The organism is Rhodoplanes sp. (assembly GCF_013377085.1).
Lineage (GTDB): Bacteria > Pseudomonadota > Alphaproteobacteria > Rhizobiales > Xanthobacteraceae > Rhodoplanes.
The window spans coordinates 58,830-79,831 of the sequence record NZ_JACAAX010000032.1; the positions used below are offsets into that span (position 1 = coordinate 58,830).

General features: G+C 67.1%; 21 protein-coding genes and 1 tRNA gene. 7 read left to right on the forward strand and 15 right to left on the reverse strand.

Annotated elements, in window-relative coordinates:
* The first annotated feature begins 142 nt into the window (after positions 1-142).
* From HXX10_RS20435 to HXX10_RS20450, 4 genes are all read left to right on the forward strand, one after another.
* On the forward strand, positions 143-1,273 hold the full coding sequence (locus HXX10_RS20435; protein WP_296524701.1) for a methionine ABC transporter ATP-binding protein: 1,131 nt from the start codon (positions 143-145) through the stop codon (positions 1,271-1,273).
* The gene (locus HXX10_RS20440; RefSeq protein WP_296524703.1) at positions 1,263-1,928 is read left to right on the forward strand and encodes a methionine ABC transporter permease; all 666 of its coding nucleotides are present in this window, start codon (positions 1,263-1,265) and stop codon (positions 1,926-1,928) included. Before HXX10_RS20435 ends, HXX10_RS20440 begins: the two co-directional genes overlap by 11 nt.
* A 42-nt stretch (positions 1,929-1,970) precedes the next feature.
* Positions 1,971-2,783, forward strand: a complete 813-nt coding sequence (locus tag HXX10_RS20445; RefSeq protein ID WP_296524704.1) for a MetQ/NlpA family ABC transporter substrate-binding protein — start codon at positions 1,971-1,973, stop codon at positions 2,781-2,783.
* Between the two features lie 424 nt (positions 2,784-3,207).
* Positions 3,208-3,281 (forward strand) — tRNA-Gln (locus HXX10_RS20450).
* Here the strand turns inward: HXX10_RS20450 and HXX10_RS20455 are convergent.
* Positions 3,267-3,692 carry a hypothetical protein gene (locus HXX10_RS20455; protein ID WP_296524706.1) on the reverse strand — a complete coding sequence of 142 codons (426 nt, stop codon included), beginning with the start codon at positions 3,690-3,692 and terminating at the stop codon, positions 3,267-3,269. The two genes, HXX10_RS20450 and HXX10_RS20455, sit on opposite strands and share 15 nt — an antisense overlap.
* A 54-nt stretch (positions 3,693-3,746) precedes the next feature.
* Positions 3,747-4,367, reverse strand: a complete 621-nt coding sequence (locus HXX10_RS20460; protein WP_296524708.1) for a hypothetical protein — start codon at positions 4,365-4,367, stop codon at positions 3,747-3,749.
* Between HXX10_RS20460 and HXX10_RS20465 the strand changes: the two genes are divergently transcribed.
* From HXX10_RS20465 to HXX10_RS20475, 3 genes are all read left to right on the forward strand, one after another.
* On the forward strand, positions 4,366-5,073 hold the full coding sequence (locus tag HXX10_RS20465) for a recombinase family protein (RefSeq protein ID WP_296524710.1): 708 nt from the start codon (positions 4,366-4,368) through the stop codon (positions 5,071-5,073). The genes HXX10_RS20460 and HXX10_RS20465 overlap by 2 nt on opposite strands.
* Positions 5,074-5,709: 636 nt before the next feature.
* The gene (locus HXX10_RS20470; protein ID WP_296524743.1) at positions 5,710-6,270 is read left to right on the forward strand and encodes an SCO family protein; all 561 of its coding nucleotides are present in this window, start codon (positions 5,710-5,712) and stop codon (positions 6,268-6,270) included.
* Positions 6,271-6,320: 50 nt separating this feature from the next.
* Entirely contained in the window at positions 6,321-7,028 is a 708-nt protein-coding gene (locus HXX10_RS20475; protein WP_296524711.1) for a class I SAM-dependent methyltransferase, read from the forward strand.
* Here HXX10_RS20475 and HXX10_RS20480 read toward each other — a convergent pair.
* The 13 genes from HXX10_RS20480 to HXX10_RS20540 form a co-directional block, all read right to left on the reverse strand.
* Entirely contained in the window at positions 7,023-7,535 is a 513-nt protein-coding gene (locus tag HXX10_RS20480; RefSeq protein ID WP_296524713.1) for a TlpA disulfide reductase family protein, read from the reverse strand. The genes HXX10_RS20475 and HXX10_RS20480 overlap by 6 nt on opposite strands.
* The gene (menA, locus tag HXX10_RS20485) at positions 7,535-8,443 is read right to left on the reverse strand and encodes a 1,4-dihydroxy-2-naphthoate octaprenyltransferase (protein WP_296524715.1); all 909 of its coding nucleotides are present in this window, start codon (positions 8,441-8,443) and stop codon (positions 7,535-7,537) included. Before menA ends, HXX10_RS20480 begins: the two co-directional genes overlap by 1 nt.
* An 11-nt stretch (positions 8,444-8,454) precedes the next feature.
* A complete protein-coding gene (locus tag HXX10_RS20490; RefSeq protein ID WP_296524717.1) occupies positions 8,455-9,336 on the reverse strand; it encodes an ABC transporter permease subunit in 882 nt (293 codons plus the stop codon).
* Between the two features lie 9 nt (positions 9,337-9,345).
* Positions 9,346-9,720, reverse strand: a complete 375-nt coding sequence (locus HXX10_RS20495) for a hypothetical protein (protein ID WP_296524719.1) — start codon at positions 9,718-9,720, stop codon at positions 9,346-9,348.
* An 82-nt stretch (positions 9,721-9,802) separates the two neighbouring features.
* Positions 9,803-10,696 carry an ABC transporter ATP-binding protein gene (locus HXX10_RS20500; RefSeq protein WP_296524720.1) on the reverse strand — a complete coding sequence of 298 codons (894 nt, stop codon included), beginning with the start codon at positions 10,694-10,696 and terminating at the stop codon, positions 9,803-9,805.
* Positions 10,697-10,803: 107 nt separating this feature from the next.
* Positions 10,804-11,808 (reverse strand): NapH/MauN family ferredoxin-type protein, encoded by a 1,005-nt coding sequence (locus HXX10_RS20505; RefSeq protein WP_296524722.1) that lies wholly within the window; start codon positions 11,806-11,808, stop codon positions 10,804-10,806.
* The gene (locus HXX10_RS20510; protein ID WP_296524724.1) at positions 11,805-12,596 is read right to left on the reverse strand and encodes a 4Fe-4S dicluster domain-containing protein; all 792 of its coding nucleotides are present in this window, start codon (positions 12,594-12,596) and stop codon (positions 11,805-11,807) included. Before HXX10_RS20510 ends, HXX10_RS20505 begins: the two co-directional genes overlap by 4 nt.
* Positions 12,593-13,996, reverse strand: coding sequence for a nitrous oxide reductase family maturation protein NosD (gene nosD / locus HXX10_RS20515; RefSeq protein ID WP_296524726.1), 1,404 nt, complete (start codon positions 13,994-13,996; stop codon positions 12,593-12,595). The genes HXX10_RS20510 and nosD overlap by 4 nt, the downstream gene beginning before the upstream one ends.
* 31 nt (positions 13,997-14,027) lie before the next feature.
* Positions 14,028-15,266, reverse strand: coding sequence for a hypothetical protein (locus HXX10_RS20520; protein WP_296524727.1), 1,239 nt, complete (start codon positions 15,264-15,266; stop codon positions 14,028-14,030).
* 109 nt (positions 15,267-15,375) lie between these two features.
* The gene (locus HXX10_RS20525) at positions 15,376-16,128 is read right to left on the reverse strand and encodes a c-type cytochrome (RefSeq protein WP_296524729.1); all 753 of its coding nucleotides are present in this window, start codon (positions 16,126-16,128) and stop codon (positions 15,376-15,378) included.
* A 33-nt stretch (positions 16,129-16,161) separates the two neighbouring features.
* A complete protein-coding gene (locus HXX10_RS20530; protein ID WP_296524730.1) occupies positions 16,162-16,830 on the reverse strand; it encodes a c-type cytochrome in 669 nt (222 codons plus the stop codon).
* 226 nt (positions 16,831-17,056) lie between these two features.
* The gene (gene nosZ / locus HXX10_RS20535; protein ID WP_296524732.1) at positions 17,057-19,348 is read right to left on the reverse strand and encodes a Sec-dependent nitrous-oxide reductase; all 2,292 of its coding nucleotides are present in this window, start codon (positions 19,346-19,348) and stop codon (positions 17,057-17,059) included.
* Between the two features lie 710 nt (positions 19,349-20,058).
* On the reverse strand, positions 20,059-20,424 hold the full coding sequence (locus HXX10_RS20540; protein ID WP_296524733.1) for a hypothetical protein: 366 nt from the start codon (positions 20,422-20,424) through the stop codon (positions 20,059-20,061).
* Positions 20,425-21,002: the final 578 nt, after the last annotated feature.

Genomic DNA, 21,002 nt, shown 5'->3' on the forward strand with positions numbered 1-21,002 from the left:
CCGCGGGATTTGACGGAGCAGCTTGCGGCCGCGCACCAACCGCTAAAGCGCCACGAAGGCATTCGTGGGCTCCGTGATTGGAGAGCCTGATGACCTTCCTTGTGCCGACGTCCGCGCGGTGGCGCCCGCGGAGGACACTCTCATGAACATGCTGGTCGAACGGCCGACGGCCGATGCCGAGCCCGTGTTTCTGTCGGGGCGGCCGAACCATGAGCCGGCGCGCGCCGAGCCCACTATCCGGTTCGAGGCAGTCTCGAAGATCTATCCGGCCCGCAAGGGCGATCCCGCCGTGATGGCGCTCGACCGGGTGTCGCTCGATGTCGCGCCGGGTGCCGTCTACGGGATCATCGGCCGCTCCGGTGCCGGCAAGTCGACGCTGGTGAGGGTGATCAACGGGCTGGAGTTTCCGACCAACGGCCGCGTCAGCATCGACGGCGTCGATGTGGCGTCGCTGGACGGCCGCGGCCTGCGCACGCTGCGCCGGCGCATCGGCATGATCTTCCAGCACTTCAACCTGCTGTCGTCGCGCACCGCCTTCGCCAATGTGGCGCTGCCGCTCGAGCTCGCCGGCACGCCGACGGAGCAGATCCGCACTCGCGTGGCCGAGTTGCTCGATCTGGTCGGGCTGTCCGACAAGGCGGGCCGTTATCCGGCCGAGCTGTCGGGCGGGCAGAAGCAGCGCGTCGGCATCGCCCGCGCGCTCGCCACCGAGCCGAAGGTGCTCTTGTCCGACGAGGCGACCTCGGCGCTCGATCCGGAGACGACCGAGCAGATCCTCGACCTGCTCAAGCACGTCAACGCGCTGACCGGCGTCACCATCGTGCTGATCACCCACCAGATGAGCGTGATCAAGTCGATCTGCGACCGCGTCGCCGTGCTGGAGGCGGGCCGCGTGGTGGAGGAGGGGCCGGTCTACGGCGTCTTCGCCCATCCGCGCAGCGAGACGACGCGGCGGCTGGTCTCCTCGGTCAACGGTGCGACGCTGCCGCAGGATCTCGTCGCACGCCTGCGGACGGACCCGGAGGGGGCGACCCAGACGGTACTGCGCATCGTCTTCACCGGCGTGCAGGCGGGAGAGCCGATTCTCAGCCGGCTGTCGCGCAGCCTCGACATCGAGATCAACATCATGGCGGGCCGCATCGACGAGATCGGCCGCGCCCCGTTCGGCAACCTGGTGATCGCCCTGCCGGCGAAGGACGAGATCGTCGCCGCCGCGGTCGCGCTGGTGCGCTCCAACGGCCTCGACATCGAGGTGCTCGGCCATGTCTCCTGAGCTGATCCGCCTGGTCGTCGAATCGACCCTCGAGACGCTCTACATGGTGGTCGCGGCGGGCCTGCTCGGCACGCTGCTCGGCCTGCCGCTCGGCGTCTTCCTGGCGACGAGCCAGAAGGGCGAGCTGTTCGCGGCGCCGCTCGCCAACCGCGTCATCGGTACGGTCGTCAACGCGACGCGCTCGACCCCGTTCATCATCCTGGTGGTCGCCATCATCCCGTTCACGCGCCTCTTGGCCGGCACGTCGATCGGCACCACGGCGGCGATCGTGCCGCTCACCGTGGCGGCGACGCCGTTCATCGCCCGCATCGTCGAGACCGCGATCCGCGAGGTCGACCAGGGTCTGATCGAGGCCGCCAAGGCGATGGGCGCGACGCCGCTGCAGGTCGTGCGAAAGGTGCTGCTGCCCGAGGCGCTGCCCGGCCTCACGCTCGGCCTCACCCTCACGGTGGTCAGCCTGATCGGCCACTCCGCCATGGTCGGCGCGGTCGGCGGCGGCGGGCTCGGCGATCTCGGCATCCGCTTCGGCTACCAGCGCTTCATGCCCGACGTGATGGCGCTCGTCGTCGTCGTGCTGATCGTCCTCGTGCAGGCCGTGCAGAGCGCCGGCGAGGCGCTGGCCCGACGAGTCAACAAGCGCGTCCGCCGCGACTGAGCGGGCTGCGCGCAACTCACAACAGTTCTTCTGGAGAATGACATGACCACGTTCCGAAGCCGTCGCTTCGTGCTCGCCGCCGTCGCCGTGGCTGCTGCCGCGGCCGCGCTGCCCCTGGGTGTCCGGGCGCAGGCCCCGCAGGTGATAAAGATCGGCGGGACCGCGGGCCCCCACTCGCAGATCCTCGAGGTGGTCAAGCAGGTGGCCGCCAAGAACGGGCTCGCGCTGAAGATCATCGAGTTCACCGACTACATCACGCCGAACGTCGCGCTCGACGCCGGCGACCTCGACGCCAACTCGTATCAGCACACGCCCTTCCTCGAGCAGCAGAAGAAGGACCGCGGCTTCAAGATCGAGGCCGTCGGCCTGACCGTGAACTTCCCGATCGGCCTCTACTCGAAGAGGTACAAGAGCTGGGACGCGCTGCCGGACGGCGCCCGTGTCGCCATCCCCAACGACCCGACCAATGGCGGCCGCACGCTTCTGGTCCTTCAGGACAAGGGCGCCATCAAGCTGCGCGACGGGGTCGGCTGGTCGCCGACCGTGCTGGACGTGGTGCAGAATCCGAAGAAGCTGAAGTTCGTCGAGCTCGAGGCGGCGCAGACGCCGCGCGCGCTGGACGATGTCGACGTCGCCGCCGTGAACACCAATTTCGCCATTCCGGCCGGCCTCAACCCGGGCCGCGACGCGATTCTTCGCGAAGACCCGAAGGGGCCTTACGTGAACCTCATCGCCGTGCGGTCGGTCGACCGCGACAAGCCTTGGGTGAGGACGCTGGTGGAGAGCTATCGCTCGCCCGAGGTGAAGGCCTTCATCGCCGGCAAGTATGACGGCGCCGTGCTGACCTCTTGGTGAGGGGCGGCGACCACCCGCCGCCGGCCGCCCGGCAATGCGCGATCGGGCGAGGGGGAACAGGCCGATTCGGCCTGTCCCGCCCCGGCCAGCCGGGGCGGCAAGGCTTGCAGCCGCTGCGGGTCTGCCTGGCGAGCAAGCCGACCGCAGGGGCAGGGGCCGGCCGGCGCGACAGCCGCGAAGGGCTTGAACAGGCTCGCATATCCACCGCACGAGGGAGCCGTGCGCCGGGCGTCTCGAAAGCCGCGGCCGACGGCGCGAACAGGGGGTAGACCGCCGTCGCCTTCCCGATTATATGAGCGGCACTGCGCTACGGCTTGTCCGGCGCAGTCTTCACGGTGCTGCCTCGGGGCCGATCGGTCCCAGGGGGGCAGGGAGCCTCGGGGGCTTTCGTGTCTTCGAGACGTTCGGCCCGCCGGCGCCGCGTTGGGGGATAGTTTAATGGTAGAACAGCGGACTCTGACTCCGCTAGTCTAGGTTCGAGTCCTAGTCCCCCAGCCAATTGATTTTAAAGCGATTTTCCAGTTTCTCACACAGAGCATCGCGGCAAAGTTGGGCTTTCAGTTGGACGAATCCGTTCTCTTTTCGAGCTTGCGGATCGCGCTCTCGCCGAGGGCGGGATCGCGGGTAGTGGGCATCGAGGATCGAACTGACATCCCGGAGCGCATGCCCCGTGATGGTGGCGATCTCGGCCTCGGTGCATTCGGCGATGGCCAGCCGGGTCACGGCGGTGCCGCGCAGATCGTTGAACGTCACCCCGACGACGCCGGCCTTGGCACAGGCCTTGCGCCATGACGATCGGAAGCCGTGTTCGGTCCAAGGCTGGCCGGTGCTGTTCGCCAAGATGATGGTGCTTCGCTTCGGGCTTGCGTCCAACGCCACCTTGAGCGGGGCGACGACCGGTATCAGCACACGAGTGCCCGTCTTGGACTGGCGCAGCCGGATTTTTTCCCCGTCATAGGCCGATCATCCGAGCCGCAGCAGGTCGCCTTCGCGTTGGCCGGTCCACAGGGCGAGGATAAGCGGCAGGTGCAGGTGCGCCGGCGCCACGGCGAGGAACGCGGTCTCGTCGTCGGTAGTCCATATTTTGTCCGCGCGCGTCCCGCCGTAGAGACGGCCGCCGCGCTCGCAGGGGTTCGCGACGATCAACCCGCGGCCCTTGGCCCACGACAGGACGCGGGCGAGTACCTGCCACGCATAGTCGGCCTGTCGGCGCGGCTTTGCGGCGAGCCGGTCGCGCCACTCCATGGAGAGGCCGCGGGTACGACGGTCGGCTAGGGCGGCGAGCGGGAAGTCGCCGAACTCGCGCTCGATCAATTTGATTTGGCGCACGTAGTCCGACCGTGTGCGGTCAGCGCGGTCCGTGAAATCGGTGCTGGCCTGATAGCCCTGCAAAATCGACAGCAAAACGCCAGTTGCCGGCATCACCTTGCGCGCCGCGTCCGCGTTGTAGCTGGCGATGAACTCGAGACTGCCAGGTACACCGTCAAGCCGCGGACCGCCTTTCCAGGCGTACCAGTACGTCACGATGCGGCCGTTCGCGAGCCGCTTCGTGTTGCTGTTGATGCCCATAAGCCGGACGCGCATGGTTCTCCAACCACTTGATTTCGGAACATTCCTGGAAGATGCTTTAAGTTCAGATGAAGGCGGGAAGCCGATCATGGGCCCGACGGCAAATGCCAAACTGAAGCGTGTCGCCCTGTACCTGCGCGTGAGCACGTCCGAGCAGACCACCGACAACCAGCGCCGGGAGCTGGAGGCCGTCGCCGAGCGCGCCGGCTGGCAAGTGGTCGCGGTCTACATCGACGAGGGGCTGTCAGGTTCCAAGGGGCGCGACAAGCGGCCGGGGCTCGACGCCCTCATGAAGGCGGTGACGCGCCGCGAGGTGGACATGGTCGCCGCGTGGTCGGTAGACCGCCTCGGTCGCAGCCTGACCGACCTCCTCAGCATGCTGCAAGAGATGCGGTCGGCGAATGTCGACCTCTTCCTCCATCAGCAGGGGCTCGACACCTCGACCCCGTCGGGCCGCGCCATGTACCAGATGCTGGGCGTGTTCGCTGAGTTCGAGCGAGCAATGATACGCGAGCGGATCCTGGCGGGGTTGGCTAGGGCCCGGGCCGAGGGGACAAAGCTCGGCCGCAAGCGGATCGAGGACACCGACGCGAAAAAGGTCAAGGCGATCCGCGCCCTCCGGGCCGAGGGAAAGGGTATCCGGGCGATTGCCGGCAAGCTGGGCGTGGGCGTCGGCACCGTAATGCGGGTGGTTGAGGAAGGCAGCGCGGCTGCGACGTAGTCGCCCGAGACTGGCACAGCTCGGGAGAGTGCTCGTCCCCGGGCGTGCGGGGAACGCCGCACATAGCGCTTCGCGCCAACGTGACCGACCGCAAGGACGTGGTCGCCGAATTTATCGGGGAGGTGCGTCCCGCCTTCTGGGTCTCCGGCCTCTACGGCGCCCAGATGGGCTGGGCGCGCAAGCGCCAATCAGGTTCTGCCTCGCCCAGAGCTTGTAGCGGTAGCTGCGAAGAGTGGCGTCGGCGAAGGACGGCCTGCAGCGGCCGACCGGGCAGGAGCGCACCAGTAGGCGTTGCAAGCCCGGCGCGAAGGTAAGGTCGCCGGCCTCGGCGGCGTACCCGGCGTCTCGCAACAGATCGCCTGCCAGCGCCGAAAAATCCCGGCCTCCTCCGTGGTTCAGACTCCGCATAACCGCGCCCTCACGAACGAGACTTGCACAGCGCGACGTGCGGCCGATCATTCGAGGTGCCCTCCCGACGTCCCACGCGTGATGATCGCCCGCTTCGCGCCAGATCGGACAAACAGGTCGAGCATTCGATCTGCTCATGCTATATTGCCGCATGGATCGATCTGCATCCGGCCGACCTCCGGCGACATCGAAGCGGGTGGGTCGATCCCTTCCGATGCGAGACGACGCATGGCCACGACACGCAGAGCACTCCTGACGTCGCTCGCATTCGGTTGCTGCCTCGCATTTCCGGCGCTGTCGTGGGCGGACGGACCTGCAATTCTCGGGACGCGCGATGACGGACGCCCCATCGGCCCCGACGATCTCGCGGGATGGCGGCTCGTCTATTTCGGATACACGCACTGCCCAGACGTGTGCCCGACGACGTTGCAAACCATGAGCGAAGCCCTGGACGCCCTGGGCAAGCTCGCCGACCAGATCGCCGCGGTGTTCGTGACGGTCGATCCCGAACGTGACACACCCGAGGTGATGCGCGACTATGTGAGTTTCTTTCATCCGCGACTGGTCGGCGTCACGCCGAGCCCGGCGGATCTCAAGGCGATGGCGGCCGCTTGGCGGATCAAATACGTCCGGGTGGACCTTCCGGACGGCCATCCCTACCTGGTCGATCACACCGCCTCGATCTTCCTGATCGACCCGAAAGGCGCCGTCGCGGCGCGCTTCTCCCACAATCTGTCCGGAGCTCAGGTCGGCGAGAAGGTGCGGGCGGTTCTCGCGACGCGGTCGTGACGCCCGTTCCTCCGCAAGCGCGGCTGGCCGAAACATTCGGACAAGACACGGTGTCGCCCGACCAGCGCCGGGACCTGATCCGACGAACCTTCCGGTCCGTGGCGCCGCGCTACGACCTCATGAACGATCTGATGAGCCTCGGGATCCACCGGTGGTGGAAAGCGTCCTTCGTCGCGATGGCCGATCCGAAACCGGGCGAGGTCGTTGTCGACGTCGCCGGCGGCACCGGCGACGTCGCTCGCCTGCTGGTCGCCCGCGGAGCGATCGTGACGGTGGTCGATCCGAGCGCCGAGATGATGTCCGTCGGGCGGGCGCGGCCCGGTGCAGGCGGGATCACGTGGGTCGAGGGAGAGGCAGAGGTCCTGCCGCTCGCCGACACGTCGGTCGATCTCGTCACTGTCGCGTTCGGGATTCGCAACGTGACACGGATCGAGGACGCCCTGGCCGAGATCCATCGCGTTCTGAAACCGGGTGGCCGTTTCCACTGTCTCGAGTTTTCCACCCCGCAGCGTTGGCTCGCGCCCCTGTACGAGGCCTGGTCCCGCACCGCCATTCCGGCCCTGGGCGCCGCCGTCTCCGGTCGGATCGAGGCCTACCGTTATCTCGTCGAGTCGATCCGGCGCTTCCCGGACCAGCGGCAGTTCGCCGACCTGATCGGGGATGCGGGGTTCTCGGACGTGTCCTGGCGCGACCTCTCGTTTGGAATCGCCGCGGTCCATCGCGCCATCCGCGACGACCGCAGGTGGTCCCGGTCATAGGCCTCCCGACGTCCTGAGGCTCCGCAACCGGTCGCGCAGGGCCGGGTCGTTCCAGTTGCCGGTGCCGATCACGCGTGCGACCTCGCGCCCGCGCCCGTCGAGAACCACGGTGGTCGGCAGGCCGACGATGTCGAGACGGCGTGCCGCCTGGCGGTCGCGGTCGTGAAAGACGGCGACGTCGCGGATCTCCAGCGCCGAGAGAGTCCGGTCGATCACCGGCCACCCCATGCGGTCGATCGAGACCGCGGCAACTTTCACGCCGTCCCGGCGCATCTCCCGCTGCAGCGTCTCGATGGCGGGAAACTCGGTTCGGCAGGAGCCGCACCAGCTCGCCCAGAAGTGAACCAGGACGAGGTCGTCCGACCAGTCCGACGACGCGTGCTCGTGGCCGTCGCGATCCTGCACCGTCACGGCGACCGGCTTCGGATCGACCAGCAGGAGGTCGGCGGCATGCCCCGGGCCGCCCGCGAGCAGCACCGCAAGGACGATCGAAGCGACGGTTTTCATCACCAGTCTCCGAGCAGGGCCGCAGCGGTCGCGACGGCCAGGACGAGCTGGAAGATCACGGTGTCGACCAACCGTCCGTTGAGCGCACGGCTGATCGGCATCCGGGCGACCCGGATCGCGAGATAGAGGGCAGGCAGCACACAGGCGGCGACCAGGAGGGCGCCGCGCGGCGCGGCCGGCATCACCACCAGAGCGGCGAGCATCGTCGCGCCGACGAGCTCGGCCCCGTACAGGATCGTCGCGCCGCGCTCGCCGAGGACGATCGACAGCGTGCGACGACCGTTCGCCGCATCGAGCACGCGATCGCGATGGTTGTTGATGGTCAGCACCGCCGCCGCCGGCAGGCCGATGGCGATCCCGAGCAGCACGGCGTCGACACTCACCTGTCCGGCCGCCAGCCACTCGGTCCCGACCACCGCGGCGACGCCGAAATAGGCGATCACGAACATCTCTCCGAGCGGGGTGGCGGAGATCGGGCAGGGACCGTTCGAATAAGCCCAGGCGGCGAGGATCGAGGCGATGCCGATCAGCAGGATCGGAACGCCCCCCGCCAGCACGGCGAAAAGGCCGAACAAGGCGGCCACCAGGGTCGCGACCATGGCGCCTCGCCGCACCTCGGACGGGCTCATCAGCCGCGATCCGACCACCAACGGCGGACCGAGCCGGGCCGGACCGTCCAGCCCACGCTCGCCGTCGGCGGCGTCGTTGGCGAGATTGGTGGCGACCTGGATGGCGACCGCCGAGATCGTCGCCGCCAGGACAGGCAGGATCGCGATGCGGCCGAAGCTCGCCACGGCATGCGCGGTTCCGACCAGGATCGGCGCGATCGAGATCGACAGGGTGCGCAACCGCATGCCGCGAATCCACACCCCCAACCGGGAGACGACGATGAGAGTGACATGGGTCATCGCGGGCTCCTCTAGGGAAGATCGTCACGGCGGAAGATCAGATATCCGGCGCACGCGGCCGCGAGACCGAGGAGCGCCGGGTAGGCGAAGGACCAGATCATGAAGCCGGTGCGGCCGAAGAGATCGAACACCGCGTAGGCGGTCGGCCCGAGCAGCACGAGCTGCGGATCGAACAGCAGCATCGAGCCGGTCCGAAACACCTGGAGCGGGTTGAACATCGCGATGGCGACGACGCCTTCGAGCGACATCCGAGCACGGATCAGTGCACCGAGCAGAACGAGATCGAGCGCCAGGACCAGGGCGAGCCAGACCAGGAACGCCACGGTCTGCGCCGTGTCGACCGACCGGCACAGGGTCGATATCAAGAAGCCGAGGCCGACGAAGGCGAGGACGAGCACGAGCAACAGCCCGATGTCGAATCCCAGCTCGATCCAGGGAACGGCCGCGCCGCGCACGGTGCCGTAGGCGACGGCCACGAACAGGGCCGAGACCACCGGGGCGGCCGCCAGACAGAAGCGGCCCAGGAACCGGCCGGCGTACCAGGCGCCGATGCCGACCGGCAGGCCGAGCACATATTCGAACACGCCGGCCTCGCGGTCCCCGGCGAGCGAACGCACCGTCGTGATCAGGATGAAGATCGGCAGGATGGCGGTGGCGAGCTGGATATAGGTGACCAGCGTCCGCGACAGCCCGGTGAATCCGAGGACGCGGCTCTCGGTCAGGCCGAACACCAGCAGCAACCCCACCAGCGCGAAGAAGACGAAAGCATAAACGGCATACCAGCGGGCCCGGAATGCCTCGGCGATCTCCAGCCGGAACGTGGCCGAGACTCCGGTCCAAAAGGCGCCGCGAACAGGCTCGTGCAGTCCGGGGTCGGTAACGGGCGCGCGCACGGTGTGTCCTCAGCTCTTGTGGGCGCAGTCCGCCTTCTCGCGGATGGCGGCGGCGGCGGTGCGGAAATCGACGGGATGGGTCGCGGCGGGCCCGGCCGAATAGCCGTATCCCATCGGCGTCACGACCCCGTCGCGGTAGCGCGCCGTGCGCGCGTCGAGCCAATGATCGGGGGCGGCATCGTCGGTCACCCAGAACGGTACGTCGTCCCGGTCGATCAGGCCGAGCTCGCCGGCGCTCAGGACGGCACACCCGAAGTCGTCGTAGAGCCTCGTCCGCCGCATCTCCGGATCCCACACCTGAGCGGCGAAGCGCCGGTCGGCAAAAACCATGTGGCAGTGGTCGCAGGTGTCGCGGTTCCATTTTATCGTGCGAGGCGTCGGCACGATCTCCGAGCAAGCGGACACGCAAACGAACAGGCCGACGGCGGCGCCGAGCACGCGCCGTCGTGACGGGGGCGAAAAGCGATCAGGGCACAGCGGTGCCGGCATGGGCACGCCTTTCGTGACAGTCGGTTGCCTCGTCGACATGGATCTGCCGCACCAACCCGGCGTGGCGAGCGACAAAGCCGAGGAACCGCAAGCGATCGGGACCCGCGATGGTTCCGGTCCAATGGTTCGCGAGCCCTTCGGCCAAGCCCCATTCCAACGCCGCACGGGCGAAGCTCGGCTCGGGTCCGGCGGTCTCCAGCGCCACGACGAACCGGGACCCGAGGGCCCCCGCGTCGGCGACTGTGTCGTCGAGGACGACCCGGCCGCGCTCCAGCTCGACGACGCGGTTCACCAGCGCGGCGATCTCGTCGATGCGGTGGCTCGAGACCAGCATGGTGGTGTCGCGGGCGCGCTCGGCGAGAATCTCGAAGAATGCGGCGCGGGCGGCGGGATCGAGGTTGGCAGCCGGCTCGTCCAGCAGCAGCAGGCGGGTCGGTCTGCCGAGGGCCAGGACGATCAGCAGCTTCTGCTTCATGCCGCCGGACAGCCGGACGAACGAGCGGCCCCGGATGGCGTCGAGATCGAGGCGCAGACGCTCCGCCACGGCCCCCATCTCGGCGAGGCCGGTGCCCGAGACGTCGGCCACGTATCGCATCAGGGCCGCGACGGGCATCTCGAGGCGGGGCGCGATCTGCGGGACGAAGCCGACGAGGCGCAGCACCCCGGTGCGGTCGCAGCGCGGATCGCGCCCATCGATCAGCACGGAGCCCTCGTGGATGTATTCGCCGAGCAGGCAGCGGAACAGCGTCGTCTTGCCGGCACCGTTGGAGCCGATCAGCGCGACGCGCTGACCGGCCGGGACGTCGAGATCGACGCCGTCGAGGATGCGCGCCGCTCCGAAGGACTTCCCCAGTCGCCGGAGAGAAATCATCGTCGTCCGTTCCTCGCGCATGATCGCGCCGTCCTGTCGTTTCGTCACCCTGCTCGTGATCGGTCCGGACGTGCCGTGGCGATCACGGATCGGTCGTCGCGTCGGGGTCATTCGGCCGTCCCGGGCGGCCGCGAGATCCCCTTGACGTCGAGCGTCAGCGCGCCGGTCGGGCAGGCGTCGATGCACATCGCGCAACGCGTGCAATCGGGGCCGATCGGCGTGTTCACCTCGGCCGCGTAACCGAGCTTGGTCATCTCCAGGACATGCGGCACCAGACACACCTCGCGGCATTTGCCCTCGTGCAGGCAACTGTCCAGATGGTGGACGATCCGGACCGGAGCGACGGTGCCGACGATGCCGTAGGTCAGTCCGATCGGGCACAGATAGCGGCACCACAGGCGCCTCGAATAGAAGACCTCCACCAGCAGCAGGAACGCGATCCAGACCAGCGCGATCACGGTGCCGTAGACGAGGGCCCGGCTGAGAATGCCGACCGGCGAGATCGTCTCGAACAGCGTGTAGCCGGACGCGAAGGCGAGCACCGCGAAGACGACGAACATCACGGTCCGCAGCCGGCGGTCCAGCTCGTGATCCTTCACCAGGCGCCGCTCGGCGAGCCGCAGATGCAGCATCTCGGCGAGCTCGGAGAGCAGGTGATAGGGGCAGATCCAGGAGCAGAAGGTGCGGCCGCCGGCGAGCAGATACAACGTGAAGACCGTCGAGGCGCCGATCACGAAGTCGTTCACGGCGTGCTTGTGAGCCAGCATCAACTGGAGCGAGGAGTTGAGGTCGGCGAAGTGGAAGCCGAGCACCCGCGAGGCCGTGAGGGCCCCTTCGACCAGTTGGAGGTCGAGCCAGTAGGACAGCACGAACAGGCCATTGAAGCCGACGATCGAGGCCCAGCGACGCCAGCGCCAGCGGTGCGACACGACGCCGGCGGCCCGCTCGGCCATGATCTCCGCCTTCCGGCGCGCACGCTCCTGCGGCGTCCGCTTGAACGCGTGCATGTCGCGGGCATCGGTCGTCATGCCGTCGGGATCCGGCTTCACGGGCTCGCGGCCGAGCAGCAGTCCGAGTCCCAGTCCGGTGCGCGAGAGGAATCCGGCGCTCATGCGGGTGTCCCTCCGGGTTCACGGCCCGTGGGGGTGACCTCGATCCGGATGGCGACCGGATCGGCCGGGCACATCATTTCGCAAACGCCGCAGCCGACGCAGGCGGCGGTGACTTTCGGGGTGCGACGGCGGTCGCCGGGATCACTGGACACGGGCTCGAGCGCAATCGCCCCCTCGATCGGGCACTGGCGCACGCAAAGGTCGCACAGCGCGAGATCGTAGGGGTGGCCGGCGACGGGCTTGGCGCGCCAGCGATCGATTTCGGGGTAACGCAGGACGCCACGGAAGCCGCCGCCGCGCGCCGGCCCCTTGTAACCCCGGCCCTGCCGGGCCAGGCAGGCGTCGGGCTCGACGACCTTCGCCACCCCCATCCGGACCTGCTCCTTCTTGTCGATCAGGTGCGACAGGGCGCCGGTCGGACAGGCCAGGATGCATTGGGTGGCGTCACAGGAGAAATCACAGGCTTGAGCACGCGGATCGATCCAGGGGACGCCGTTGCCGATGCCGTCGGTGAGATCGGCGAGCTTGACCGCCTCGACCGGGCAGACCTGAACGCACTGGCCGCACTTGATGCACGACGCCAGGAAAGCGTCTTCATCGAGAGCGCCCGGCGGCCGCAGGCGCGGCGCCCCCGGCGCCAAGCGATGGTGGAGCAGCCCGGCCAGGGCAGCGCAGGTGACCAGGCCGCCGACGGCGATCGAACGCAGCAGGCGGCGACGGGCTTCGTCGGCCTTGGAGTGGCGCTTGTCCGGCTTGGTCGGGGCGGTGGTCGTGATGGTGTCCGTCATGGGGTCTTCTCCGGCCGAGCGGTGCCGCGCGCGCCGATGTCGCCGGGGAGATCGAAGCGTGGCTCCGGATCGCGCAGGATCAGGCGGGGCTCGATGAGCGAGCCGAGCCGCTCGACGAAATCGATGAGTTCCAGGGACGGCGAGGTCCGGAAGAACTGGGCGTCGCGAACGTCCATCCACAAGCGGTCGGCCCAACTCCAGCTCTCGTAGGGCGTGTCGCCGACGCCGTCATTGTTCCGGTCGAAGCCGACATAGTCGTCCCACCGGTTGGCGTGCCACCGATTGCGGGCTGCGCCGCCGGTGCCCTGGACCGTGACGCCGCTGTGGTTGCCGACGAAGGCGTTGCCCTCGAAGCTGTTGCCTTCCCAATCGGAATGGAAGGAGACGGCGACGCCGTTGTAGGCGATCCGGTTGGCCCGGAAAACGTTCCAGCCTTCGGGATCGTAGGGCGACGCGTCCATGAAGATCCCGCGCGCATTGGCGAAGAGGTCGTTGTTGACGACCGTGGTGTTGGAGGATTCCTTGAAGCCGAGGCCGATCCCGGAGGGCCCCTGGCTGTAGTGGATGACGTTGTCGATCACCTGATTGTCGTTGGCGTACATCAGGAAGATGCCGACGGTGTTGGACAGGAAGGTGTTTCGCTCCAGGAGGTTCTTGTGGGCGTACATCAGGTGGATGCCGTAGCGGCTGTCGACGATGCGGTTGCCCGTGATGGCGGTCTCGACCGAATACCAGACCACGACGTCGCGAACGTGGACGATGTCGTTGTCCTCGATGCGATTGCGGTTCGAGTACCAGACCCGGATGGCATCGCCGCGCAGCGCCTCGGGCAGATCCTTGGAGCCGATGCGGTTGCGGCGGATGATGTTGCCGTCCGCCTGTCTCAGCTCGAAGCCGAACAGGCAGTCCTCGATGATGTTGTCCTTCATGACGTTGTGGCGCCCGCGCAGCCGGACCGCGGAGTCCGTCGTCTCGTGACGGTCGCCCGAATTGCGGAACGTCACGCCGCTGACGATCACGTTGTCGGCCGCGACCGTCAGAATCGAGCCGATGCCGCCGCCGTCGACGACCGTTCCGGGTACGCCGTCGATACGCATGGGCCGGGTGATTTGTCCGGGCGCGGCATAGACGCGCGCATCGAGTCGGAGTGTCCCATCGGTGGGGGTGGCGTCGATGAGGGCCTGGAGAGGGACCGCGCCTGCCGGAAAGCGGCGCAGGCTCTCCATCTCCTCCTCCGAGCGCGGATCGGGAGCCGGCGGATGATGGTCGGCGAATCCGGCGTCGCGCGTCAGCTCGACGATGGCCCAGTTCTCCGCGTAGCGGACCACGGCGGTACCGACCAGCGCCACCACGGCGAGACCGAGGGCCGCGGCGACGACGCCCTTCGTCCATCGGATCACGTCGGACCAACCCGGCACGGCATCGCCCCCGTCAATTCTTCGCCGCCGGTGGCAGGGACCGCCGCAGCACGGCCGCGACAGCCATCGCGGCGGCCACCAGGCACATCAGCGCGAAACCGATATGCGGATAGGAGTGGGTGGAGAACTGCGCCACCTTGCCGTCGCCGAACACGGTGGGCATGAACGGCTTGAGCGTGAAGGCGCCCATCGCGTTGAGCGTGTGGCCGTACCACCAGAGCCAGGCCGAGTAGACGACCAGGAAGATCAGCGGGAGCAACATCCCGGCGATCGGAAAGAGGATGAACAGCCGCGACCGCGGCCGCCAGGCGAGCCACAGGAAGAACACCATGGCGGCCAGGATGGTGCCGTACAGCACATGCGTCGTGGTCCGCACCGTGGTCACGTAGCGGGCGTTCTTCGCCGGCTCGTTGAACCAGCGGCCGAGGCTTTCCGCATAGTACCAGGCCAGCACGTCGAGGGCGCGGCCGCTCCATACCGGCGCCGGCTCCGTCAGGCTGACTGGCGCCTTGACGTCGTGTGCGGTCTTCAGCGCGTCGATCAACTGCGCCCTGGTGGCGTCCACCGCCGCTTTCGGGACGGCCGGTGTACCGATGCCGCTTTTGGCCAGCGATTCCTTGAGCTGCCGCACGACCGGGTGCAACGCCTCGTCGGGGATGTCGTCGGCGCGGCCGAGACTGTCGACCAGCCCGGCCAACCAGTTCCGCCCCATGTATTGCACGCCGTCCGGCGTGTAGAGGGCGAGCGTCATCCAGACCGCGGTCGCCGCGAAGCCGGCCGCCATGATCAGGGTGCGGGGGACCCGGCCGGGAATGGCGAAACCCAACAGGACGACGGCGAGAAACGCGTAAAGAAACCCGGAGAACATCATTTCCACCGGGCCACCGGAGGCGATCGGATACATGCCGACGAAATGGTTGATGGTGTCCATCTCGGAAACGCAGTCGAGCGCTTCCTTCTCGAGCACCTCCTTGGACTCGCGCATCTGGCAGCCGTTGGCGACACGGTCGACATGGAAGTGGATGCGCACCCCGTCCGGGAAGGTCTGGGCCGGATAGTTCGGCGCTTTCAACGACACCCACCAGATCGGCGTGAAGTAGGACGCTCCCAGGCCCAGGAGCGCGACCAAAGTGAGGACACGGAACAGGATCGCGGCCCGCGCGATGCGGGGCCGCGCAGCCGCCGCGGTCGAGGACGGCAGATCCGGCTTGCCCGCGGACGGTGCGGTCGGAGCCGAAACGGAAGCGGACATGATGCGTTCTCCTGGCCTGAAGCCGGTCGGCGTCTGAGGTCGCCTTCCGGCCCGGGACCACGACGGCGACGTCAGGTCGCGATCGTGGTCGGCGCGCCCCCTGCCGGGCTCACTTGAAGTCGGGGTTCTTCCAGCCGACCGGGGCGACGAACTCCGGCGGCGGCTTCAGCCGCGACACGTAGTCGAGCACGGCCACCGTGTCGCGATCGGTGAAGCCCTTGATCTGCTCGACCATCTCCGGATTCGAGTTGCGGCGCTTGCCCTCCTTGATCCAGCGGTACTGGCGCAGCAGGTACTCGTAGTGCTGGGCCTGGATGCGCGGATAGTACTTCGTCGCATCGCCCTCGCCCGTCTCGCCGTGGCAACGCACGCAATTGTCGGCGTAGAGCTTCGCCCCGAGCGCGAGGTCGGTGCCGGGGCCGACGCCGTTCTGCGGGTTCATCTTCAGCAACGAGACGTATTCCGAGACGTCGGCGATCGACTGCACGCCGCCGATCTCGGAGGGCAGCGCGAACGGGTACATGGTGGGATTGTCGCGATGGCCGTCGCGGATGTCGGCGAGCTGCTTGATGATGACCGTCCGATGCTGGCCGGCGAGCTGCGGGAAGGTGCCGTCGCTCAGTCCCCAGCCTTCCGGCATGTGGCAGGCGGAACAGACCTCGTAGACCTCGCGGCCGTTGTCGACGTTCGGCTTCAGCAAGAGCGCCTCCTCGCGCTCGCCGCCGGCGCTCATCCACTCCTTCTTGGTCTTGTTCTGCTCCAGCGTCGCCGGGTCGACAGCCTGCCGGTTGTCGGCCGCCTGGGCGGACCCGACAAGCAAAAAAGCCACCAGGGCGACGGTCGAAGAGAGGCGCTCTCTCATGTCGGATCTCCTGTGTTCACGCATTGTGTTCCATCAGTCTGGATTGCGCTTGATCTGCGACAGATAGTCGGCGATTGCCGCGATCTTCGCGTCGTCGAGCTTGCTGGCGAACGGCAGCATCGACCGGACCCGGCTGTTGCGGCGCACGCCCGCCTTGATCTCGGTGATCTGCAGGACGAGATACTCCCGCTTCATGCCGCCGATGTACGGATAGCTCGGCACCGGCTTGGAGCCATCGGGCCCATGGCAGGCGATGCAGCCGCCCTTCGCGTAAGCCTGCTTTCCCTCCGCCAGCCGGGCGCTGTCGACCGCCGGATCGAGCGGTCGCGGCTTCGGCGCCGGAAGCTTGGACAAATAGTCGGCGATCGACGCCCGCTGCTCCTGCGTGACGAGATGCATGATGTCCTTCATGCCTTGGGTTCGGGGGAAGCCGCGCGGATCGGGGCCGGACATGCGGGCCCCGGAGGCGATGTCGGTCATCTGCTGGATCATGTACCGGGCATCTTGGCCGGCGAGGTCGGGATAGTTCTGGATCGCTCTGGAGCCGTCCCGGCCGTGACAAGCCACGCAGGTCTTGGTGCGGAAAAGGGTTCTTCCTTCGCTCGCACCGTCTGCCGCGGACTCCTGGCCGGCGCCTTGGCCGTGGGCCGCAATCGTCGTCGCGAGAAGACAGACGATCAAGCCCGCTCCGAATCGGATCATTGGGATCTCCGTGACATTCACCCGCGCCTTGTCGAGACCAATCGTGCGCGGCGACGAGAGTCACCCGCGTCCTCGCAAGGCGAGCGATTTGATCGACGTGGAGTGCGTCCCGGCTCGAACGCGCCGAACGGTGCGTGGCCGAGCGCCGTGCTCCCTGGGACGTCCGCCCCACCCGCCGCCGAGCGGCGGGAGGGGCGCGATGCCTCACGGGCACCGAGGTTCCACCTCACTTGGCGACGGTCTTGGCTCCGTGCTCCTCCAAGTAAGTCTTGACGCGCAGGCCGATGTCGGCGGCCTTGACCTGATATTGCCACCACTGGTTCGCCCACAGGGTTCCCTGCTGCCAGTCTCCCTTCTTCGCCGCGTCGTCGGTCTTGTCACGCGACTCCTTGGCGAAGTTGAGCTGGTCGACGGCGTCCTCGACGAGGGCGACGACGGTCGGGAAGTCCTTGTAGTTGGTCGACATGATGTACTTGACCACGCTGTCGATCACGGTCTGGGTGTCGAGGTTGGTCTTGTACTGCTTGTCGAAGTCCGCCTTGGTGTAGGTCACGGCGTCGGTGGCCTTTGCCGACACCTGGTCGACCAGCCCCTTCGGCTTGACCATCAGGTAGCCTTCCATCTCGAGATGCAGCGCCGAGCAGAACTCGGTGCAGTAGAACGAGAAGGCGCCGGGCCGATCGGCCTTGAAGGTCAGCGACGCGGTCTTGCCCGGCTCGAGGCTGAGATTGCCCGCGTAGGTGGACACGGCGAAGCCGTGGGTCTCGTCCTCGGCCCGCTCCGAGTTGGTGATGTGGAACGTGACCTCGTCGCCTTCGTTCACCTCGACGATCTCGGGCGTGAAGTGCGAGCGGATCGCCGTGCCGAACACCGTGACCTTGCCGGGCTCGCGGACGATCTTCTCGGAACCCGGCCGCACCGCGAACGGGCTGTCGAGACCGGTCCGGCTGTCGGTGCCGTACTTGTAGCGGATAAGCGGCTTGAGCTTGTCGGTCGCGATCGCCGCCGCGTAGTGCGGCTCGCCGAGCGGCACCGGCATGTCGTACAAGAGCTCCATCTTGTCGCCGGTGATGTCGATGAGCTGATGGTTCTGCGGGTGCAGCGGACCCACCGGGTTGAAGCGGTCGATCGCCAGCTTGTTGAGAGCGACCAGGTATTTTCCGGCCGGGGCGGCGCTGTCTCCCTCCATCGTCATGAGGTGGCCGATATTGTAGTGCACCGAGATCTTGTCGAGCACCTTGCCTTCGCAGTAGTCGTACTTGGCCACTTGGCTGTCGACGTAGAGCGACGTGTAGGCGATGCACGGCTTGGAGTCGTACTGCGTATGCAGCGGCCCGAGGCCGAGCTGGACCTGCTTGTGGATGACCTGCTTCATGTCGAGGATCGGGATCCCGTAGGGATCCTTGGAGGCAAACTGCTTGGCATCGATCGCCGCCTTGATCTTCTCCCACGAGTAGACCGTCACGTTGGTGTCGAGCTTGCCGCCGACGATGATGTACTTGCCGTCGGGCGTGACGTCGGCGCCGTGCGGCGACTTCGGCTCGGCGATCAGGAAGAGGAGGCCCTCGTCGATCGCGGTCTTCATCGGGATGACGTCGTGGCCGTTGATCTTCGTCGTCTTGCCGGCGGCGGCGACCTCGGCGGCCTTCTTCCAGTTGATCACGTGCAGGTAGTCGGCGTCGTTGGCCGAGCACCCCGCCTCGAAGGGTGGCCTGCCCTGCTCGATTCCGCCGACATAACGCTCGGCACAGAAGGAGTTGATGAACGACCAGCCGTCGGAGGGACCCTTGCCGGCGTCGGCCAGATCCTGGGTGTAGGGCGGCAGCTCGATCGAGAACGACTTCTCGACATCGATGCGCCCCTTTGCACGATCGAACTTCCAATAGGTGACGGCACCGCGGAACTTGTCGTTGAACTCGGACAGCGGGGCGTAGCCCCGTCCGAGGACGCCCGGGTATTGCGCCGCCTCGATCACGTATTCCGAGTTCGGCGTGACGAAGGTTCCGCCGTGCTCGGACTGCAGGATCGGATTGACCACGATCTGCTGGGTCTCGAAGTCGTGCAGCGAGACGACGGCGACGCGCGGATTGGCCTTGTCGTTGATGAACAGAAACTCGCCGTCCGGCTTGCCGTTGGTCTCCGAGAGCGCCGGATGGTGGGTGTCGCCCCAGCGGATCTCGCGGCCGTCGATCTTGCCCTGGTCGAGGATCTTCTTCGATTCGTCGTCGAAGCCGAAGCCCTGCCAGGGCTCGGGCGTGAACACCGCGATGTACTTCAGAAGACGCATCGACGGCACGCCGTAGACCATGATCTGGCCGGACTGACCGCCGGACGAGAAGACGACGAACTCGTCGCGTCCCCCGGTCGGCGTGTAGGTCTTGGCGGCGGCCAGAAGGTCCTTCTGGCTCAGCCCGCGACGCTTCATGACGTCCGCCAGGTTCTCGGCGGCGGAAACCGACAACGTCCCCCAGCCGACCAGCGACGCCACAGCGACGGAGGTCTTCAAAATCGATCTCATGATCGCGTTCCTGCCTTTTTTCGCGAACGGGACGGCAGCCGACAGCGGCGGGCCTCACGACCAACCCAAGCTTCAGCCGCCCCGGTTCGACGGCAAAAGCATCCTCTCGCGGTCGGCCATGCGGCCGCCGACGGCGCCTGTCATCTCGATTGGACGCAATAGGTTCTCAGCGGCGCGGAAAGACGGCCCGCACGGCCGCAAGGTCGACTGTCGAAAGCGGGGAAAGAGGTTGTTCTGCTCGCCCCGCTCGGCGGCAGTAGCCGTCGGGTCGTATTCCGTACCGAGCGGATTTACGACCTCCGTCGCGGGACGGACGTTGCGCTAGATCAAACAACTAATAGGGCATACTACGAACTAGCCCCGGAACGCTCGCACGCCTCGGTTGCCGCGCAGTCGGAATTGTGCCGTCGTTGCTATCACAGGAATGAATCAGCCTCTGAACATCACCTCGTTGCCGAAGCCTTCGGGCGACTCGATCGGTCCGAAGGCCGGTTTGGCTCGGTCCGAACGATCCGGAGAAAGGCGAGTGCGGCGACGGATGACCGGCAGGAGAAGGTCAGGTCGCGCATCAACCCGCAGTTCGAGCCGGATGTTCGGCAAGTGGACGATGGGTGAAGCGGGGCGGTGACGACGGGAACCGGCCGACGGCGAGAAACGGCCCGACTTCACCCGACGAAAGCGGCACAGCGCCGCCTGAACGATCGGGCAAATCAGGCGTTCGGAGGGCCGCGTGGGCGGAAACCGGCACAGTGGGTGCCGTCGTGCAAACCGAAGAAGTCAACCGCCGCGACTTGCGAAATGACGGCCTGAAGAGCCGGGCCGATCGAAGGGGCGGTCGGAACAATAGGCGTGGCGCCAAGGCAGAAGCCGAGCTCACAGCACGCGTGCTGGCAACTGGCGAGATCGCCGGGATCGCCGGTGGCGGGAGCCGGCGTGCTCGTACCCGTGAAGGCTATGGCCGAACACAGGTCGCTGTCGCCGACCGCTGCGGCGAGCGCATGCGCCCGCACCGAGCCGACGACGAAGATCAGCGCGAACAGCACAATCCCGACGCCGGAAAAGCGGCGCAAGGTCATCAGCCATCCGCGTTTGTGCGACCGTCCCATGCTCTGCCTGACGAGACGCCCCCGAGAACCGGGATGTCCCACCTATCCACCTATCCGGAAATCACGATTTCAAGCCAGCCGCTTTGATGTAACGCAAATCGGACGGCCGTCGTTCGACGCCGACATCCGTGGTGATCCGCCCCCAGCTACACCACCCCACGGGACGCGATCCCAGAAGCCCTTTAGGTGATCTGGCGGGGTTAGATGAGGGGCTCTCCAGCGGAGCCTAATCCTAGCGGCCAAGACGTAAAGTCCCAGCGAAAAAATAGGGCCTTCCTGGTGTCTCACTCAGGCACCACTCCCCAACCGACTCCCCGCTCTCAAACCGGACAAATGGTCCCGATAGAGAGCGCAGACCCCACAGAAAAAATAGTTAAACCAAGCTCTTAGCTCATTCCAGGCGGACCATTGGTCTGTCGCGGGGCGGCCCCTGAGCCGGGCCCCCGGCTGTGCACGAGCACGACTAGGGTCGGGGCTCAATTGAGCCCCCAGACGACGGTCGCGGCCAGGATGGCGCCGGCGAGGAAGTTTCTGGCGAGCTTGTCGTA

Excerpts from the sequence above, each read along its gene's own strand:
- HXX10_RS20435 (WP_296524701.1), top strand. The coding sequence starts at position 143 with ATGAACATGCTGGTCGAACGGCCGACGGCCGATGCCGAGCCCGTGTTT.
- HXX10_RS20440 (WP_296524703.1), top strand. The coding sequence starts at position 1,263 with ATGTCTCCTGAGCTGATCCGCCTGGTCGTCGAATCGACCCTCGAGACG.
- HXX10_RS20445 (WP_296524704.1), top strand. The coding sequence starts at position 1,971 with ATGACCACGTTCCGAAGCCGTCGCTTCGTGCTCGCCGCCGTCGCCGTG.
- HXX10_RS20465 (WP_296524710.1), top strand. The coding sequence starts at position 4,366 with ATGGTTCTCCAACCACTTGATTTCGGAACATTCCTGGAAGATGCTTTA.
- HXX10_RS20460 (WP_296524708.1), bottom strand. The coding sequence starts at position 4,367 with ATGCGCGTCCGGCTTATGGGCATCAACAGCAACACGAAGCGGCTCGCG.
- HXX10_RS20470 (WP_296524743.1), top strand. The coding sequence starts at position 5,710 with ATGGCCACGACACGCAGAGCACTCCTGACGTCGCTCGCATTCGGTTGC.
- HXX10_RS20480 (WP_296524713.1), bottom strand. The coding sequence starts at position 7,535 with ATGAAAACCGTCGCTTCGATCGTCCTTGCGGTGCTGCTCGCGGGCGGC.
- menA (WP_296524715.1), bottom strand. The coding sequence starts at position 8,443 with ATGACCCATGTCACTCTCATCGTCGTCTCCCGGTTGGGGGTGTGGATT.
- HXX10_RS20500 (WP_296524720.1), bottom strand. The coding sequence starts at position 10,696 with ATGATTTCTCTCCGGCGACTGGGGAAGTCCTTCGGAGCGGCGCGCATC.
- HXX10_RS20505 (WP_296524722.1), bottom strand. The coding sequence starts at position 11,808 with ATGAGCGCCGGATTCCTCTCGCGCACCGGACTGGGACTCGGACTGCTG.
- HXX10_RS20510 (WP_296524724.1), bottom strand. The coding sequence starts at position 12,596 with ATGACGGACACCATCACGACCACCGCCCCGACCAAGCCGGACAAGCGC.
- HXX10_RS20520 (WP_296524727.1), bottom strand. The coding sequence starts at position 15,266 with ATGTCCGCTTCCGTTTCGGCTCCGACCGCACCGTCCGCGGGCAAGCCG.
- HXX10_RS20525 (WP_296524729.1), bottom strand. The coding sequence starts at position 16,128 with ATGAGAGAGCGCCTCTCTTCGACCGTCGCCCTGGTGGCTTTTTTGCTT.
- HXX10_RS20530 (WP_296524730.1), bottom strand. The coding sequence starts at position 16,830 with ATGATCCGATTCGGAGCGGGCTTGATCGTCTGTCTTCTCGCGACGACG.
- nosZ (WP_296524732.1), bottom strand. The coding sequence starts at position 19,348 with ATGAGATCGATTTTGAAGACCTCCGTCGCTGTGGCGTCGCTGGTCGGC.
- HXX10_RS20540 (WP_296524733.1), bottom strand. The coding sequence starts at position 20,424 with ATGACCTTGCGCCGCTTTTCCGGCGTCGGGATTGTGCTGTTCGCGCTG.